The organism is Microcystis sp. LEGE 00066, assembly GCF_015207925.1.
GTDB lineage: Bacteria > Cyanobacteriota > Cyanobacteriia > Cyanobacteriales > Microcystaceae > Microcystis > Microcystis ichthyoblabe_A.
In genome coordinates this window covers 1-16,806 of the sequence record NZ_JADEVX010000096.1, presented here as the reverse complement: position 1 = coordinate 16,806, position 16,806 = coordinate 1, and the positions used below count along the sequence as shown (strand labels likewise).

The following is a 16,806-nucleotide window of genomic DNA, read 5'->3' as shown; positions in this document are numbered from 1 at the left end:
AGGAATTGAGAGCGGCCGAAGACCCGGAATTTGAAACCTTCTACACTAAAAATATTCTGCTTAACGAAGGTCTGAGAGCTTGGATGGCTCCCCAAGACCAACCCCACGAAAACTTTATCTTCCCTGAGGAGGTTCTCCCGCGTGGTAACGCTCTCTAATATCCCTACCGCTAGTGGTCGTGACCAAAGTTCCACCGGCTTCGCTTGGTGGTCTGGTAACGCTCGTCTTATCAACCTCTCCGGTAAACTGCTCGGCGCCCACGTCGCCCACGCTGGTTTAATCGTTTTCTGGGCCGGGGCGATGACCCTGTTTGAAACCGCCCACTTTATCCCCGAAAAACCGATGTACGAACAGGGTTTAATCCTGCTTCCCCACTTAGCTACCCTCGGTTTTGGGGTCGGTCCTGGTGGTGAAGTAGTCGATACCTTCCCCTACTTCGTCGCTGGTGTTCTGCACTTAATTTCTTCGGCTGTACTCGGTTTTGGTGGTATCTACCACGCCATCCGCGGACCGGAAACCCTAGAGGAATACTCTAATTTCTTCGGTTACGACTGGAAAGACAAAAACCAAATGACCAACATCATCGGTTATCACCTAATTCTCTTGGGTTGTGGTGCGCTGTTGTTGGTGTTTAAAGCCATGTTCTTTGGCGGTGTCTATGATACCTGGGCCCCCGGTGGCGGTGATGTCCGCGTCATCACCAATCCGACCCTCAACCCCGCAGTTATCTTTGGTTATCTGACCAAAGCTCCTTTCGGTGGCGAAGGCTGGATTATCAGCGTCAACAACATGGAAGATATCATCGGCGGTCACATCTGGATTGGCTTAATCTGTATCGCTGGCGGTATCTGGCACATTCTCACCAAACCTTTTGCCTGGGCGCGTCGCGCTTTCATCTGGTCTGGAGAAGCCTATCTGTCCTACAGCTTGGGCGCTCTTTCCATGATGGGCTTTATCGCCGCCGTTTACGTTTGGTTTAACAACACCGCCTATCCCAGTGAATTCTACGGTCCGACCGGCATGGAAGCTTCCCAAGCTCAAGCTTTCACCTTCTTGGTGCGTGACCAACGCTTAGGTGCTAACGTCGCTTCTGCCCAAGGCCCCACCGGTCTAGGTAAGTACCTGATGCGCTCTCCCACTGGCGAAATCATCTTCGGTGGTGAAACCATGCGTTTCTGGGATTTCCGCGGTCCCTGGTTAGAACCCCTCCGCGGTCCTAACGGTTTAGACCTCGACAAAATCAGAAATGACGTACAACCCTGGCAAGTACGCCGCGCGGCTGAATACATGACCCACGCTCCTTTAGGTTCCTTGAACTCTGTGGGTGGGGTTATCACTGACGTTAACTCGTTTAACTATGTGTCTCCTCGCGCTTGGTTGGCTACCTCTCACTTCACCCTCGCCTTCTTCTTCCTGATTGGACACCTCTGGCACGCTGGACGCGCTCGCGCCGCCGCCGCCGGTTTCGAGAAAGGAATTGACCGCGAGACTGAACCCGCATTGGCAATGCCTGACCTCGACTAATTTCGGTTAGTTCGATGGCAGCGGCTCCCGTCTAGTTGGCGGGAGCCTTTTTGTTGTTAATATCAGACATTGACATCCTCAGACGCGGCTAAAATACTCTCTAAAGCCGATAATAATCGTTGATTTTCTGCCGGTAAACGGACAGCGACCCGAAAATAATTGCTGCCCAATTCGGGGAAACTGAGACAATCGCGGATAAAAATTCGATGATATTTTAATAAAGCTTCCTGTAGGGGTAAACAGGAAGATTGAGATTGTACTAAGAGGAAGTTAGCGACACTGGTTTGGGGCTGTAATTGCGGAAAATTAGCTAATCCCTGCCATAAATCCTGGCGGGCTGCTGTTAACCAGTCCCAAGTTTGTTGTTGAAAATCCCTATCTTCAATTGCTGCAATAGCGGCAACCACAGCCAAGTTATTCACCGACCAAGGATCGCGCCATTTTTGCCATTGTAACAGGCGATCGGGATGAGCGAGGACGTATCCTAGACGCAAACCGGGGAGACTGTAAAATTTAGTTAGGGAACGCAAAATCACGAGATTGGGATATTCCGGCAACAGAGATATTAAACTCTCCTGTTGTGGCGGGGGTAAAAAATCCATAAAAGCTTCATCCACTACCACCAAACCAAATTGCGATAGATAGGGACGAATGGCCACCACCGTCCAGAGTTTCCCGGTGGGATTGTGGGGATTATTGAGTAATAAGCCTTGTTTTTCGGGATTAACAGGCTTTAAACTGGTTAAATCTAGGGAATGTTGGCAGATTTTTCCACCAAAACTTTTTAAGGCCCGTTCGTAATCGTTAAAAGCAGGTGTTAGTACATAAACACTATCAAATGAGGCCAATTCCCGACCAGCCCAGGTTAATAACTCAGCCGTACCATTGCCCGGGAGAATCCAATCTGGTCCGATATTGTGCCATTGACCGAGGGCAGAACGCAACTGCCAATAGGCGGGGTCAGGATAACGAGTCAGACTGGTTAAATGGTTTTTAATAGCGGTTAGGGCGCTTTCCGGCGGACCGAGGGGGTTGATACTGGCAGAAAAATCGAGAATAGAGGAAACCGGACAGCCAGCAATTGCGGCCGCCCAGTCAAGATTACCACCATGTTTAGGTCTAGGCAAAAGACTTACAGCGAACGAAACTCAACAGTAATTATTCCTTATCCGGAGCCACTCTGTCTTTAAACAGTTTACCCGCCGAGAAAGCCGGGACGCGAGTAGCTGGAATCTCCATCTTATCGCCGGTTTTTGGGTTGCGTCCTTCCCGGGCCTGACGTTCCCGGGCCTCGAAGGAACCGAATCCTACTAGGGTTACTTTGTCCCCCTCAGAAACCGCATCGATAATGGTTTCGATGGCGGCAGTGAGAACAGCATCTGCTTGTTTTTTGGTCACAGAGGCTTTGAGAGCGATTTGATCGATTAATTCACCTTTATTCATGCGCTAACTCCTTTTTTTGCGGTTTTTCTGAGTTTAGGGTGGTTGTCAGTAGTTTATTATGGTTCCCCTGTTGAGGACTCGCCAGGATCGAGTTCACTAAATAAAGCCTCAAATCCTCATTGGCTATATATTCCACTGCATTATTCTAAGCGGGAATTGTCTCGATCGGAATCGCTGAAACCTTTAATTTATCTAGATTTCCCCCCGATTCCCCGACAAGGGAGAAAAAAAAGGGAATAAGCGAGAGATTTACGGCGATATAAGCTAATAAAAAGAGATTAGCAAGCTAAATTGCCGATAAATATTCTCTAAAAGCGATAGGCATCCTAACTTCCCAAAAATCGTTCATTGGTCCTCTCCCAGATGTTTGACTAATTTTGCCCCTAGAAACGTTAAAAAAGTTTACCAAAGCAATTTCTGCCCAAAAATTAAGGTTCAGACCCAGGAGATATTCGCTAGAATTGGAACTTATGATCGTTAAAAATATTCAAAAAAGCAGGATTTAACTGGAAAGTTTGCTATCATTATCTATTCAGCGACAAACTCGCATGGTGATTTACTGCTATCCCCTAGCCGATCTAGGTCAAAGCTTAAGACGTTCTTTTATCGTGACTTTTTTGGCAGTAATCGCCATTCTTGGCGGTGTGATTCCCGAATTTTCTTGGACGACGGCGGTGGTTAGTTTCCGGTCTTCCGCTTATACTCAAGATTTTACGGCTGACCAAATCAAACGTTATGCAGCCGCAGTTTTGTTGATCGAAACCCAAAGAAAACAAGCTTATCAGGCAATTTCGCAAATTTTAGGCAAAATTCCCCCAGCAATTACCTGTAACCAACGGGAAAGCTTTAATAATCTTCCCGCTAATGCCCAAAAAATTGCCGTCGATTATTGTAATAACTCAAAAAAGATTGTCCAAGACAGTGGACTGAATGCGACTGAATTTAACGCCATTACTAATCGGGTTCGTAGCGATGATAACTTGAGACGACGGGTACAAAATGAGATGATTCGTCTGCAGCGGGAAAATAAATAGAAAAAGTTCCTCAGTTTTTCAGGTCAAGTTGGAGTCAGGGCTACAATAAGAATGTTTTTTCCCATTGACCAATATCATGTTAACTTTTACCGAGCGCTTACCCCCCCGTCATACCGCTAGTCCACCTCCCCCAGAAACGGTGGTTTTTAGCCTCCTACTTACGGCCGAAGAACGCACCCGCAGCCGTTATCGTCTCGACAGTCCCGAAGGTTTTTCCCTCTGTTTTCGTTTACCTCGCGGCACCATTCTACAGGATCGCGATTTCCTGCGGGGAGAAAACGGCGAAATTGTTCAAATTATCGCTAAACCCGAACCAGTTATCACTATTACCGCCCCTTCAACCGATTTACTCCTCAAAGCGGCCTATCACCTCGGTAATCGTCATGTAGCCCTAGAAATTAACCCCGATTATCTGCGTCTGGCCCCCGATTCTGTCCTACAAGCAATGTTAGAAGGTTTGGGATTAACTGTAACTGAAGAAATCGCCCCCTTTAACCCCGAAATCGGCGCTTATCAGCATTATCATGACCTGGAAGAGGCAAAAAAGGGATAGTTAGCTAATCTTGCCCAATGCCCTTTCTGATTTAGAGTAAGCAAAAATCAAACTCGGTTTCGACTTACCTCTTTTCCTACCATAAATTGTAGTTTTTGGGCATTATCTTAACAAAATTTAACTGACAAGAAAACAGTAACTTTTTAACAGCCTCTACGGGATATTTTCTTAATCAAGAGGCTCTCATTCTGCTAGTTTCTAGAATTTTAATCGGCCTCGGTGAATTGATTAATCATCAAAGTAAAAATCGAACTACGAGGAATGAATAACCATGGTACTTTCAGAACTAGCACCAACGGCTGTAACCTCTGTCCTGTCTGATTTATCCACACCCACTGAGGTTAAAAAATTCCCTGCTCAAAACAATGATCTAATCTATTTTTGTGAACTAGATTCTAGTAACAAACTGATCATTGAACCGCAAGGGGTTTATACAACTCTCGACGGACGAATTTATCTTAGTCGAAAATGTTAGGATTTTTGGCTCTTCGTTACTTGTTATGGTTCGATAGGGGGGCATAAATCAACAAAATCTTTATCTGGTAAGGGATTTAATTGATTAGTTCGCTTTAGATAAAAAACAATTGACAAAAATCGCCCAATGTCTTTCTCTATAAGGGTTCCATCCCTTATAACTCCCGTCTATTGCATAAGACAAACCGAAGAACCGGATTTTTCAACTATTATCTATATTTTCCGTCAGCCAATTTTTAAAGTTTCTGATGGCTTCACTTCTCCCCACTTGTTGACTTTGTTTAACAAATTGATTAATTAATTCAATAATCGGAATCTGAGGAAAATTGGGACTGCTTAAAGACTCAATATATTCTCCTTCTTGTAATAAATTAATCTGTAGGCCACTTTGAGTATAACGCCACAGTTCGGGAACACCTAACTGTCGATAATTATCTAAATAAGTACGGGAAGTAATATCAATTTCTAGGACTAAATCGGGGGGGGGATCACTTTCTAAATTAAGTCTATTTTTGCCAATAACGGCTTGATAGTTTTTAATATAAAAACAGGCATCAGGTTCAACCGCTTGATTCATCCGCTCGTTTTTAAATGTTGTTGATCCTAACGGTTCAAAATCAATATTGAGTGCTTCTAACAAAAACTGAACCATATAACTAATGATTTCTTTATCTTTTTCATGTTCGGGTAAAGGTACCATAATTTCTAATATTCCGTTACTGTAGGATAACCGAGAAGCACGACTTTCTCCTAATTCTGATAATATTGTCTCAAATTTTTGCCAGTTAAGCTCTTTTAAAAGTAACTGTTGACCGGGATTGACGATAATTTGTTCTAAGGCTAATTGCATGGCTTTAGCTGAAAATGTTGATTTCTTAGTTTAATTATACCCCACATTCCGCACCCTAAAGTGTCACATTGAAAATTTTATCCAAATCGTCAAAACGATTGCTGGCTCTGAATTACAGGCTAATTTGTTTGTCTAGCAGATGCACAATTAGCCCTAAAAATCTGATAGCTCTGATACCAAATTATTGAGATAAACTCTCATTAAGCTGGCGATCGCTGACTAGAGTGTGACACTTCATAATTCTTAGTAATCGCTAAAAGTCTTACTATACAAGGGCTAGAGCAACTTTTGATTTCAACGACTAGGGTGCGGAATGTGGGTTATACCCTTCCCTTGAGAACGGAATTCGGTATCGGTCAAAGTTTCTAGAAAAGCCCCAGGGATAGCTTGAGTATTTATACTTATTGCAATCTAGGTATGCTTCCCCTAAGATATAGTTGATCGGTAATCGTGCCGAACTAATTACCGAAAATTTGGGTTTAAAACCCTTGGAGTGATGTTTTTATTGTATTCAGGAAGTTAAAAAAATGAAGACCAAATCGATCATAAGCTTACTATCCCTTAGTATTATGGGGATGTCAATCTATGCAGGTCAAGCTAATAGCAGTGATTATCGAGCTTTGACCCCAGAAGAGAAATCACGGTTGACCGCTGCTTTGTTAAAACAGGGTTGTAGGAATCCTAAAGCGATGAAATTTGATGTTGAGACTAACCTATTTGAAGCAGAAGATGCTGTGTGTGAGGGAGGAAGAAAGTATGATATTTATCTTGATAGAAACTTTAGGATTGTTTCAATGAAACCAGACTAAAAGAGCAAATCCCTGAGAAGCTTTTACTGGTCGCCGCGAAGATTACCGATCAGGTATAATAAAGCCATTCTGACAGCGACACCACTGGTAACTTGTTGGGAAATCAGACTAAAATCGGGATCGTCCATTAAATCGGAACTAATTTCCACTCCCCGATTCACAGGACCTGGATGAAGTACCTTCACCCCCAGTTGACAGGATTGCAAACGAGGACGAGTAATGCCAAAACTTTGATGATATTCCCGTAAACTGGGCAAAAGATTGGCAGTCATTCGTTCTTTTTGCAGTCGCAGGGTCATCACAAAATCGGCCTTTTCTAAAGCTGGTTCTAAATCCCAGTGGAGAAATAGGCGGTCGCACAATTCCCCAAAATATTTCGGCAGTAGGGTGGGGGGTGCGGACAAATGTACTTCCGCCCCCGCCGTGGTTAAACTCCAGATATTGGAACGAGCGACACGAGAATGGAGTATATCCCCAACAATAGCGATTTTTTTGCCCTCTAACAGTTCTAAACGGGGATTTTCCTCATCTAACAGACAACAGATCGTAAACAGGTCTAAAAGTCCCTGGGAGGGGTGTTCGTGTTGACCGTCCCCAGCATTAAGAATACTCACCCCCGACTGCAAACGATCCATTTCTGCGGCAATTAAATCGGGAACCCCCGACTGTTGATGTCGGATAACAAAAATATCCGTACCCATGGCCACATAGGTTAAAGCGGTATCAAGAATCGTTTCCCCCTTAGTCAAACTGGAACTACCCGGGGCAAAATTAAGAACATCGGCCGAAAGACGTTTCGCCGCTAGTTCAAAACTACTACGGGTGCGGGTGGAAGGTTCAAAAAAAAGATTTGTCACCACTTGTCCCTGTAGGGCCGGCACTTTCTTGGTACGTCGGGAAAGAACTTCACGAAAACTAGAGGCCGTTTGTAGCAGGGTTTGGTATTCTTCCGGTTGCCAGTCTTGCAATCCCAAAATGTGGTGTCGGATCCAAGTGAAAGCCATAGGAGTTGAGGAGGCGGTAAAAACGGCAAATTTCGTCTATGCTATTGTAGGATTTCTTTGCATCAAGTTAATAAATAGGGTTTATGAGAATTAATTTTTCCTTGTGTCAGGTCACTCTCGCGATCGCTTTATTTCTCAATCCCTTGCCGGCGATCGTTGCCCAGACTGCCACCTCTGGGGAAATGGTATCACCGACCACGGGCATTAATTACACTCGCCTGCAAAATTTCCTCGCTCAACAAAATTGGCGACAAGCTAACGATGAAACCCGTAATTTAATACTGAAAGCGACCGGACGGGAATTACAGGGCTGGTTTACCATGGAAGACCTGCAAAAATTGGCCTGTTGGGATCTGCAAAAGATGGATCAACTCTGGAAAGAAGCTTCCGGGGGTCGTTTTAGTTTCAGTACCCAATTTCGTATTTTTATCGAGACAGGTAATCGACCGGGGCGCTTAGTGGCGATCGAAAATTTTCAAACTTTTGGCGATCGAATCGGTTGGCGTAAAGATGGTGATTGGATTATTTTTAAAGAAAATCTTAACTATACCCTCAATGCTCCCGTCGGTCATCTACCGGCGCCCCGGGACGAATATCAGATCGCCGGTGGTCGTCTAGAATACACCACCCTCGCCCAAAGATTAGTCACCTGTAATATTGTTGGCTTAGGGCAGAGCAAACAATAGACCTCTTGTAAAAATCAAAAATTGTTGTTAGGGTTAGGAGTCAGTAGTCAGTAGTCAGTAGTCAGGAGAATTAAGAATGAACAATAATCAATTAAATAGTCTATTTACGGATTTTATGCAATTTAATCCTTATTTTTGCCGTTTTTGAACCCTCAAAAATTAATTATGCCAGAGGTTTAATAATCACGGCGATCAATTCTGTAGAGTAAAATTTAAGGAAAAGCTTCTCTCCTCACCTTCCCTTTTTTTCCGATTTACTAGCACTTTTTCTGCCAAAACTCCCTAAATTTAACAATGATTAAACGATCCGTTAACGTATCGAGAGCGATCGGTTCGTCGATCGCCGTTTCCCTAATTGTCACTGGTTGCGCCCCCCAGGGCCCCCAGGCCACCGGACCGGCGGCTGTTCCCGTCAAACTGCAAACCCTCGGCACCGACAAATTAGTGCAAAGTAGCGAATTTGTCGGTACTTTGATCGCCCAACAGCGTGTTAGCGTCTCTCCTCAGATTACTGGTCGGATTCGCTCTATTTTCGTTAAATCTGGCGATCAGGTAACTCAGGGACAAAAAATCGCCGAATTAGATCCCGAACAACAACAGCAACAGGTAAACGCCAGCATCGGCCAGGTAAATTCGGCCAAAGCGAACCTGAATGCGTCTGAGGCGGATTTAAGGCAAAGACAAGCGCAAGCGAGGGCAAATAAAGCCCAAATTGCCCAGAATCGGGCAAATGTGGCCAATGCTGAAGCCAATGTTAAAAGTCAGATCGCCACCTTGAGCGCCGCCGAAGCCGATTTACAGAGAGCGAGAGCTAATTTAGATTTGGCGGAAAAAAACCTAACAAGAGCCGAATTTCTGGTTAAACAAGGCGCACAGCCCCAACAGGACTTAGATGATCGCCGCCGCGACATTCAGGCCGCCAAGGCAGAAGTAGAGGCCCGGTCTCAAAATCGTGATGCGGCCCGTCAACAGGTGACGGCGGCTAGAGCTACCCTACAGGCAAACAAAGAAGCATTAAATATCGCTATTCAAAACGAATTAGCCTCAGGGCAACAGGTGGCGGCGGCGGCGGCAACAGTGAACAGTCGTCAAGCGGCAGTAGCCAGCGCTGAGGGACAATTAGGGGCGACGCGTCAGAATTTAGTTTTTAACACCATTACCGCCCCGATTGATGGTTTTGTCGGCGATTTTAATCAAAGAAAAGTCGGCGATATTATCTCCCTGGGTGAAGAATTAACCTCGTTGACTAATAATAAAACTTTGGAACTAAATGTGCAGATTCCCGTGGAATTACAACCGCGTCTGCGCGTCGGGTTGCCCGTGGAAATTATTAATCCCGATGGCAGCCCGGGGGTTCGCGGTCAAGTAACTTTTATTTCCCCCACCGTTTCCCAAGCTACCCAATCGGTTTTAGTGAAATTTGCCTTTACTAATGATGGCAGTCTTCGCAATAACCAATATGTGCGGACGCGGTTAATTTGGGATCAAAAACCGGGGGTATTAGTTCCCACCACGGCAGTGACTAGCATCGGAGCGCAAAATTTTGTTTTTGTGGCCGAAAAAGAAAAGGCTAAAGAAGGTCAAGAAAATGCCAAGGAGCGTTTAGTGGTCAGACAAAAACCAATTCAAGTCGGCACGATTCAAGGGCAAGCTTATCAGGTTATTTCTGGAGTAAATGCCGGGGAAAGAATTGCTATTAATAATATTCTTTCTCTCCGAGATGGTACAGCTATAACTGTTAGTCAGCAGTAATTTTTATGAGTAATTCGATTACCGTTCGTCCCCTGTCAGCGCAACTAATTACCGCCGAGAGTTTCCGTCCCTACGGTCAATTAATCACCTCTAGTCATGACGGGAAACTGTTTGATGAAAGCGATGCACAACTGCATTTAAAAAATGGTGTGCCACGTTTTTATATTATGCGTTTACAGACTCGCGGACGTAAATTTAAGCGAATTACTCGTCATAGTCAATGTACCCAATGTCTTGGTTCTTTGGGGGGACAAGAGTGGTTTTTAGGAGTGGCTCCCCCTAGTCCTCATCCTCAACCAGATTTAGAAAAATTAAAGGTTTTTCGCATCCCCGGAGACTGTTTTATTAAATTAGAGGTGGGAACTTGGCACGCTGGACCACTTTTTGATCAACCAGAGATCAATTTTTATAATCTCGAATTGAGCGATACTAATATTATCGATCATTTTACCTATAATTTTGTCCAAGAGCAGTCAATAGAATTCGAGATTGTTGATTGAAAAAATTAATTTTTTTACCTAGGTTTTGCTGAATGTCGCTGAAAGCTGACAGGTAAAAAATGTGAGTTCGATGAAGTTAAAAAAGGGCAGAAGGTAGAGCAGGGAAGTCTTTTGCCTCTAAATCCAGAGAAGGCTTAATAGGATGATAAGTGTAAGCAATGAGACTCCCTAAAAGGTTAACTAGAAAATTCCAGATACTACTTTGAATTGGCACTATTTGTCGATTAAGTCTGAAAACGATGACCTATAGTCATTTCAGATAAGTATGATACAGTCTAGACCGACAAAATCTTTAGGAACTATGGGATTGATATTCTCAATCTTAATTGAAATGACTATAGGTTGCTCTAATGGGAAGTTTTGTGACGACAAGTGGCATTTCTGATATTTATGGGGAATAATAGATTTAGATGAGTGCCTAACTTTCCAATTGGTAGCGACTTGCCATGAACCAACCAACCGCCAATTATGATGAACCCTGGAAAGAAGCATTAAGCGAGTATTTTGAAGCGTTTTTATACTTCTTTTTTCCTGAAGTTCACCAATTGATTGATTGGACAAAAATTCCCGAATCCCTAGAAAAAGAACTCAAACGAATTACCGCTTCAGCAAAGACAAAAAAACGTTTCGCTGACAAACTCTATTCAGTTATCAGTTACCAGTTATCAGTTATCAGTGACTAATTGGAAGCAAGTAGCAATCCCTTTGCTATAATAGTCATGGCACACCTGAAAACAAAAGCGACTACTGGGAAGCTGCCACAACAGGAACAGTGGAAGTGGAAGTTAATCAGGGGATTATATGAAAAGGAGTCCGAGAGAGAACAGATAATTAAACTGTTTGAAATCATCGACAATATGATGACTTTATCCCCTGAATTGCAGTCAAGTTTAGAGAGTAAAATCAAACAATTTGAGGAGGAAAGAACCATGCCTTTAGTAAGTAATATGGAGTTACGAGGAATAGAACGCGGTAAGGAAATTGGGGTGCTAGAAAAAAGCCGCGATGCCATAAAAACAGTTTTAACTGTGCGGTTTGGACAAATTTCTTCAGAAATTGAAGAGATAATCGGCAAAATCACTAACCCTACTATCTTAGAAGAGCTACTAAAATTAGCAGCTACCGCTAATTCTCTCGCAGAATTTAAGCAGTCTTTGGCAAAAATCCAATCCTAGAACTTCTTTAGAAAACGGGTTTCTTTGAGAAACCCGTTTTCTGTAAATTTTTGTTATAGAAACCTTGAAAAATTCGGGATTCTTTACATAAAATAGTCGAAGTCATCCTTTGCGGTTAATGTCATGACTTCTACCCTCTTGCCGAGCTTTCCTGCTGTTGACGATGTTTTGTTCAATTTTGCTCAATCTAATGGCTTGAGTCAAGCTAATCAGGTGGATAGTGCGAGAAATCAGCGTTTAACCGCTACCGTAGTTTTCCTCGATGCTGGTGTTACCGATTATCAAAGTCTCCAAGCTGGAGTAATTCCAGAAGTCGCCACCGTTATTCTCTCTCCCAATCAAGACGGAATCGAACAAATATCCGCTTTTTTACAACAAAATCCCCAGATTACCACCATTCACCTGGTTTCCCATGGTGCGCCGGGATGCTTATATTTAGGGAATTGTCAACTCAATTTAACAAATATTTACGATTACCGCCAACAGTTACAGAATTGGGCAAAGATTAATCGTATTCTACTGTACGGTTGTCAGGTCGCGGCGGGAGATGCCGGGACAGAGTTTATTAATAAATTATCCCAAATTACTGGGGCAAAAATAGCGGCTTCCAGCGGACGGGTAGGAAATGCAGCCTTAGGAGGAAGTTGGGAGTTAGAGGTGAGTTTCCCGTTTCCCGGCGATAAAGGGAGAGAATCAAACCTTTATTGAAACCTTAGATTTGTCGGATTTGCAGACATCTGGGGTTTTTCAGCCGGATATACTCAACACTTATCCCGGAGTATTTGCACCCACATTAGTAGGAGTATGGGATAGATTAAGCAATGCCAATGCGGTAACAATAGTCGGTAACTATGCTTATGCTGTGGGGGACACTCTGGAGATTATTGATATTAGTAATCCCAGTAACCCGATTTTCAAGGGGAATTATGATAATACTTCTGGCTATGCTTTTGATGTACAAATAGTCGGAAACTATGCCTATCTAGCTGATTGGGATTCAGGACTGCAAATCATCGACATCAGCAATCCGACCAACCCCACTCTCAAGGGTAATTATAATACTTCTGGCTATGCTGTAGGTGTACAAATAGTCGGTAAATATGCTTATACCATTTTTCTTTATTTGCGTCACAACGAATGCAAGCTTGGCAAGCATTCGAGCGTGGATGTCTGTCATGGATTTAGAAATTTGGTATTATGTCGCTGATTCGGATTCAGGACTGCAAATTATCGACATCAGCAACCCAACAAACCCCACTCTCAAGGGTAATTATGATACTTCTGGCACTCCTTTAGGTGTACAAATAGTCGATAAGTATGCATATCTAGCTGATGGGGATGGTGGTTTAAAGATTATTGATGTGAGTGAGTTTACCAGTCCACAAACTGTTACTCTTTCTATTTCTCCCAGCAGTGTTAGTGAAGACGGGACAGCTAATATGGCCTATACCTTCACCCGTAGCGGAGTAACCACTAATGCTTTAACGGTTAACTATACAGTCGGGGGTACAGCTACTCTTAATACTGATTACACTCGTACAGGGACTACCAATACAGTCACTTTTGCTGCTGGTTCATCCACTGCGACGGTAACAGTTAACCCCACTGCTGACACAATAGTAGAAAGTAACGAAACTGTTATTTTAACCCTCGCGACCGGGACAGGTTATACCGTAGGGACCACCACTCCAGTGACGGGAACAATTACTAATGATGATACCAGTGTCACCCTAGCAGTTGCTCCCGCAAGCGTCACCGAAGACGGGACAACAAATCTGGTTTATACCTTCACTCGTACAGGAGTAACAACCAATCCTTTAACAGTCAATTACACCCTCGGAGGGACAGCGACTTTAAATACCGACTACACTCGTACCGGGACTAACAATACAGTCACCTTTGCTGCTAATTCAACCACTGCTAAAGTCACAATTGACCCCACTGCTGACACTATTGTTGAAAACAATGAAACCGTCGCTTTAACCCTCGCGACCGGGACCGGTTATACAATAGGTACGGCCACCGCAGTGACGGGGACAATTACTAATGACGATTTCTCCAAACTCTCCATCAATAATATTACCGTTGTCGAAGGTCAAAATAGTAATGCCATCCTCACCGTCACAGTTGATAATCCCAATCCACAACCAATTACCTTCAACTATACCACTGCACCCATTAACGCTACCGCCAATGTAGATTACACTAGCAAAACTGGAACTATCACCATTGCACCTAATACTTCCACTGCTACTATTAGCATTCCCATCCTCAATGATAACCTTAATGAGGCAAACGAAACTTTTGCCATTAACCTCAGTAATCCCGTCAATGCAACTCTTACCAATAACAAGGGAATTGTCACCATCAGCGACACCTTAACCGCTAATGTCACCACTACCCTACCCGCTAATGTGGAAAATCTGACCCTAACAGGAAGCGCAAATATTAACGGTACAGGTAACGCCGGTAACAATAAAATCACCGGAAATAGTGGCAATAATCAAATCAATGGACGTGCTGGAATCGATACCTTAACCGGTGGTTTAGGTGCAGATACTTTCATCTTCCAATTTGGTCAATCTACCATATCAACAAGCGATCGTATCACAGATTTTGCCATCAATAGTGATAAAATCGACTTATTAACTCAAGCTGGAAACGCTATCAGTGCGCCTAGCAATTTCAGTCGTGCTGCTAATAGCACTGTCACCACTTTACAGAATTTAATCAATCAGGTATTTACTGATGCTAATGGAGCGATTACAGGTAATCAAGGATTAGGGGTTAATAGTGCCGCCTTAGTGCAGGTAACAACCGGTGCAATAGCCGGAACTTACCTCGTTATTAATGATAGCACGGCTGGCTTCCAATCCAGCAGTGATTTATTAATAAATATCACCGGATTTACTGGTACTTTACCAGATTTAGGGAACATTACAGTGGGTAATTTCTTTGTTTAAGTGTCTAAGTTATCCTTCTAAGTCACCTAGAAAACGGGTTTCTCGGAGAAACCCGTTTTCTGGTTACTGGTGACTAGAAAATCTACGGTTTCACCGATAGGTTATTGGCCGAATGCTTCGCCCCTACAGGACGCGGGCCGATGAAGACGCAAGGTTTTGAACGACGCAAGACTTTTAAGTATCTTCCCAAATCTTCATCAATAATCGGGGCTAAGTAAATAAAATTTCACAACTCGATCGCTACAACTATCCGGTCAAGAACTACAATAACCCTAGGCATCTGTGTGAAAAAAAGGCTCATCTATGCAACTTTCGCCCCAAGAAAAAGATAAATTACTCATTTTCACGGCGGCACTGCTCGCCGAAAGACGCAAAAACCGTGGTATCAAGTTAAATTATCCCGAAGCGATCGCCTATATTAGCGCCGCCATCCTCGAAGGTGCGAGGGAAGGTCGTAGCGTCGCTGAATTGATGAGTTACGGCACCACTTTGTTAACTCGCGAGGAGGTAATGGAAGGCATCCCGGAAATGATTACAGAAGTGCAGATCGAAGCGACTTTTCCCGATGGTACTAAATTAGTTACCGTTCACAATCCCATTCACTAACAGGAGATTTTTAGCAGTTATGATTCCGGGAGAAATTATCACACCATCCGGAGCGATCGAGATTAATGTCGGTCGCGACACCCTGCGTATTTCTGTGGCTAATACAGGCGATCGACCGATTCAAGTGGGTTCCCACTATCATTTTTATGAAGTTAACCAGGCCCTGGAGTTCCAGCGCGAATTAACCAAAGGAACCCATCTGAATATTCCCGCAGGTACATCCGTTAGATTTGAACCGGGAGACACGAAAGAGGTGGAATTAGTTGCCATTGCGGGAACTGAAGAAATTTATGGCTTTAATGGTTTGATTAATGGTTCTCTCAAAGGCAAGAAAAAGAAAAAGTAGGGTCTTGACAGAAAAATTATCATAGTTCGATCGCTCAATTGTGGTAACATCAAGGCAACAATAACTAATTCTGTCCAAGACTATGACGACGGTAAAAATTGGCATCATTGGCGGCAGTGGTTTGTATAAAATGGATGCCCTCAAGGATGTGCGGGAAGTATCCCTCGATACTCCTTTTGGTTCTCCTTCCGATGCTTTAATTCTCGGTACTTTAGAGGGAACAGAAGTGGCCTTTTTAGCGCGTCATGGCAGAGGTCACCATTTTTTACCGACGGAATTACCCTTTCGAGCTAATATTCACGCTCTCAAACAATTAGGGGTTGAATATATTATTTCCGCTTCGGCCGTTGGTTCCCTCAAAGCCGAAGTTAAACCCCTAGATTTAGTTATTCCCGATCAATTTATTGACAGAACTAAAGAGAGAATAGCGACTTTTTTTGGAGAAGGAATTGTTGCCCACGTGGCCTTTGGTGATCCCATTTGTCCCCAATTAGCCAACATTTTAGGGGATGCCGTCGCTAGTTTAAACCTACCAGAAGTTACCCTACATCGCGGCGGTACATATCTCTGTATGGAGGGGCCGGCTTTTTCTACTAAAGCGGAATCAAATCTCTATAGAAGTTGGGGGGCAACCGTGATCGGTATGACCAATTTAACCGAGGCAAAATTAGCCCGAGAAGCAGAAATTGCCTACGCTACCTTAGCCCTAGTTACCGATTACGATTGTTGGCATCCCGATCACGATCATGTCACTGTGGAAATGGTGATCAAAAATCTCCACCATAACGCTATTAATGCCCAAAAAGTTATCCAAGAAACGGTGCGCCGTTTGGCAGCTAATCCCCCCGTTTCTGCCGCTCATTCTGCCCTTAAATATGCCATTCTTACCCGTCTAGATTCTGTTCCCGTCGCCACTAAAGAAAAATTAGCTCTCTTTTTGAAAAAATATGAAGAAGTAGAGAAATAAGAGCCGAGAAAAGTCGCCGATAAATCTAGAAATGGGTCATTTTTCTCGCTGTTATTCAGACGATCAATTTGACCCTTAACGAAGGCAGGGGGCCGTCGGCAGGAGTCAGTATTCAGGAGT

The 16,806-nt window shown here is 43.7% G+C and carries 20 protein-coding genes and 1 pseudogene; 17 read left to right on the top strand and 4 right to left on the bottom strand.

Features of this window, described 5'->3' with window-relative positions; genetic code table 11:
• Together IQ224_RS14200 and psbC are read left to right on the top strand one after the other, a co-directional pair.
• A pseudogene (locus tag IQ224_RS14200) lies at window positions 1-158 on the top strand (photosystem II protein D2); the annotation flags it as partial.
• Entirely contained in the window at window positions 142-1,524 is a 1,383-nt protein-coding gene (psbC, locus tag IQ224_RS14195) for a photosystem II reaction center protein CP43 (RefSeq protein ID WP_002747027.1), read from the top strand. The pseudogene IQ224_RS14200 and the gene psbC, both read left to right, overlap by 17 nt.
• A 62-nt stretch (window positions 1,525-1,586) precedes the next feature.
• Here the strand turns inward: psbC and cobD are convergent, their stop codons facing one another.
• A complete protein-coding gene (cobD, locus tag IQ224_RS14190; RefSeq protein ID WP_002747025.1) occupies window positions 1,587-2,651 on the bottom strand; it encodes a threonine-phosphate decarboxylase CobD in 1,065 nt (354 codons plus the stop codon).
• A gap of 31 nt (window positions 2,652-2,682) precedes the next feature.
• Window positions 2,683-2,967 carry an HU family DNA-binding protein gene (locus IQ224_RS14185; protein WP_002739253.1) on the bottom strand — a complete coding sequence of 95 codons (285 nt, stop codon included), beginning with the start codon at window positions 2,965-2,967 and terminating at the stop codon, window positions 2,683-2,685.
• A gap of 548 nt (window positions 2,968-3,515) precedes the next feature.
• On the opposite strand from IQ224_RS14185, the gene IQ224_RS14180 reads away from it, so the two are divergent.
• From IQ224_RS14180 to IQ224_RS24190, 3 genes are all read left to right on the top strand, one after another.
• Window positions 3,516-4,001 (top strand): DUF4168 domain-containing protein, encoded by a 486-nt coding sequence (locus tag IQ224_RS14180; RefSeq protein ID WP_194033105.1) that lies wholly within the window; start codon window positions 3,516-3,518, stop codon window positions 3,999-4,001.
• Window positions 4,002-4,077: 76 nt separating this feature from the next.
• Complete coding sequence (gene ureE, locus IQ224_RS14175) at window positions 4,078-4,554, top strand: urease accessory protein UreE (protein ID WP_002747017.1); 477 nt, start codon at window positions 4,078-4,080, stop codon at window positions 4,552-4,554.
• 271 nt (window positions 4,555-4,825) lie between these two features.
• On the top strand, window positions 4,826-5,029 hold the full coding sequence (locus IQ224_RS24190; RefSeq protein WP_016516461.1) for a hypothetical protein: 204 nt from the start codon (window positions 4,826-4,828) through the stop codon (window positions 5,027-5,029).
• A 201-nt stretch (window positions 5,030-5,230) separates the two neighbouring features.
• Here the strand turns inward: IQ224_RS24190 and IQ224_RS14170 are convergent, their stop codons facing one another.
• The gene (locus IQ224_RS14170) at window positions 5,231-5,878 is read right to left on the bottom strand and encodes a Uma2 family endonuclease (protein WP_002738484.1); all 648 of its coding nucleotides are present in this window, start codon (window positions 5,876-5,878) and stop codon (window positions 5,231-5,233) included.
• Between the two features lie 527 nt (window positions 5,879-6,405).
• Here IQ224_RS14170 and IQ224_RS14165 point away from each other — a divergent pair.
• Window positions 6,406-6,687: a hypothetical protein gene (locus IQ224_RS14165; RefSeq protein ID WP_002750987.1), complete on the top strand. Its 282-nt coding sequence runs from the start codon at window positions 6,406-6,408 to the stop codon at window positions 6,685-6,687.
• Between the two features lie 23 nt (window positions 6,688-6,710).
• Here IQ224_RS14165 and IQ224_RS14160 read toward each other — a convergent pair whose 3' ends face one another.
• Complete coding sequence (locus IQ224_RS14160; protein ID WP_194033104.1) at window positions 6,711-7,691, bottom strand: aspartate carbamoyltransferase catalytic subunit; 981 nt, start codon at window positions 7,689-7,691, stop codon at window positions 6,711-6,713.
• An 83-nt stretch (window positions 7,692-7,774) separates the two neighbouring features.
• Between IQ224_RS14160 and IQ224_RS14155 the strand changes: the two genes are divergently transcribed.
• The 11 genes from IQ224_RS14155 to IQ224_RS14105 all read left to right on the top strand — a co-directional run bounded on the left by IQ224_RS14155 (window position 7,775) and on the right by IQ224_RS14105 (window position 16,686).
• Window positions 7,775-8,377: a GUN4 domain-containing protein gene (locus tag IQ224_RS14155; RefSeq protein WP_002747014.1), complete on the top strand. Its 603-nt coding sequence runs from the start codon at window positions 7,775-7,777 to the stop codon at window positions 8,375-8,377.
• 294 nt (window positions 8,378-8,671) lie between these two features.
• Window positions 8,672-10,129 carry an efflux RND transporter periplasmic adaptor subunit gene (locus IQ224_RS14150; RefSeq protein ID WP_002747013.1) on the top strand — a complete coding sequence of 486 codons (1,458 nt, stop codon included), beginning with the start codon at window positions 8,672-8,674 and terminating at the stop codon, window positions 10,127-10,129.
• A 5-nt stretch (window positions 10,130-10,134) separates the two neighbouring features.
• On the top strand, window positions 10,135-10,629 hold the full coding sequence (locus IQ224_RS14145; protein WP_002747012.1) for an ureidoglycolate lyase: 495 nt from the start codon (window positions 10,135-10,137) through the stop codon (window positions 10,627-10,629).
• A 446-nt stretch (window positions 10,630-11,075) separates the two neighbouring features.
• The gene (locus IQ224_RS14140; RefSeq protein ID WP_002747010.1) at window positions 11,076-11,312 is read left to right on the top strand and encodes a hypothetical protein; all 237 of its coding nucleotides are present in this window, start codon (window positions 11,076-11,078) and stop codon (window positions 11,310-11,312) included.
• A 36-nt stretch (window positions 11,313-11,348) separates the two neighbouring features.
• Window positions 11,349-11,804: a hypothetical protein gene (locus tag IQ224_RS14135; protein ID WP_002748330.1), complete on the top strand. Its 456-nt coding sequence runs from the start codon at window positions 11,349-11,351 to the stop codon at window positions 11,802-11,804.
• Between the two features lie 123 nt (window positions 11,805-11,927).
• Window positions 11,928-12,512 carry a DUF4347 domain-containing protein gene (locus IQ224_RS14130; protein ID WP_084990018.1) on the top strand — a complete coding sequence of 195 codons (585 nt, stop codon included), beginning with the start codon at window positions 11,928-11,930 and terminating at the stop codon, window positions 12,510-12,512.
• A gap of 19 nt (window positions 12,513-12,531) precedes the next feature.
• On the top strand, window positions 12,532-13,011 hold the full coding sequence (locus tag IQ224_RS14125; RefSeq protein ID WP_161491777.1) for an LVIVD repeat-containing protein: 480 nt from the start codon (window positions 12,532-12,534) through the stop codon (window positions 13,009-13,011).
• Window positions 12,980-14,767, top strand: coding sequence for a Calx-beta domain-containing protein (locus tag IQ224_RS14120; RefSeq protein ID WP_002748323.1), 1,788 nt, complete (start codon window positions 12,980-12,982; stop codon window positions 14,765-14,767). The genes IQ224_RS14125 and IQ224_RS14120 overlap by 32 nt, the downstream gene beginning before the upstream one ends.
• Window positions 14,768-15,070: 303 nt before the next feature.
• Complete coding sequence (ureA, locus tag IQ224_RS14115; RefSeq protein ID WP_002738360.1) at window positions 15,071-15,373, top strand: urease subunit gamma; 303 nt, start codon at window positions 15,071-15,073, stop codon at window positions 15,371-15,373.
• A gap of 19 nt (window positions 15,374-15,392) precedes the next feature.
• Entirely contained in the window at window positions 15,393-15,719 is a 327-nt protein-coding gene (ureB, locus tag IQ224_RS14110; RefSeq protein ID WP_002748322.1) for an urease subunit beta, read from the top strand.
• Between the two features lie 82 nt (window positions 15,720-15,801).
• Window positions 15,802-16,686, top strand: a complete 885-nt coding sequence (locus IQ224_RS14105; protein WP_002748321.1) for an S-methyl-5'-thioadenosine phosphorylase — start codon at window positions 15,802-15,804, stop codon at window positions 16,684-16,686.
• Window positions 16,687-16,806 lie beyond the last annotated feature (120 nt).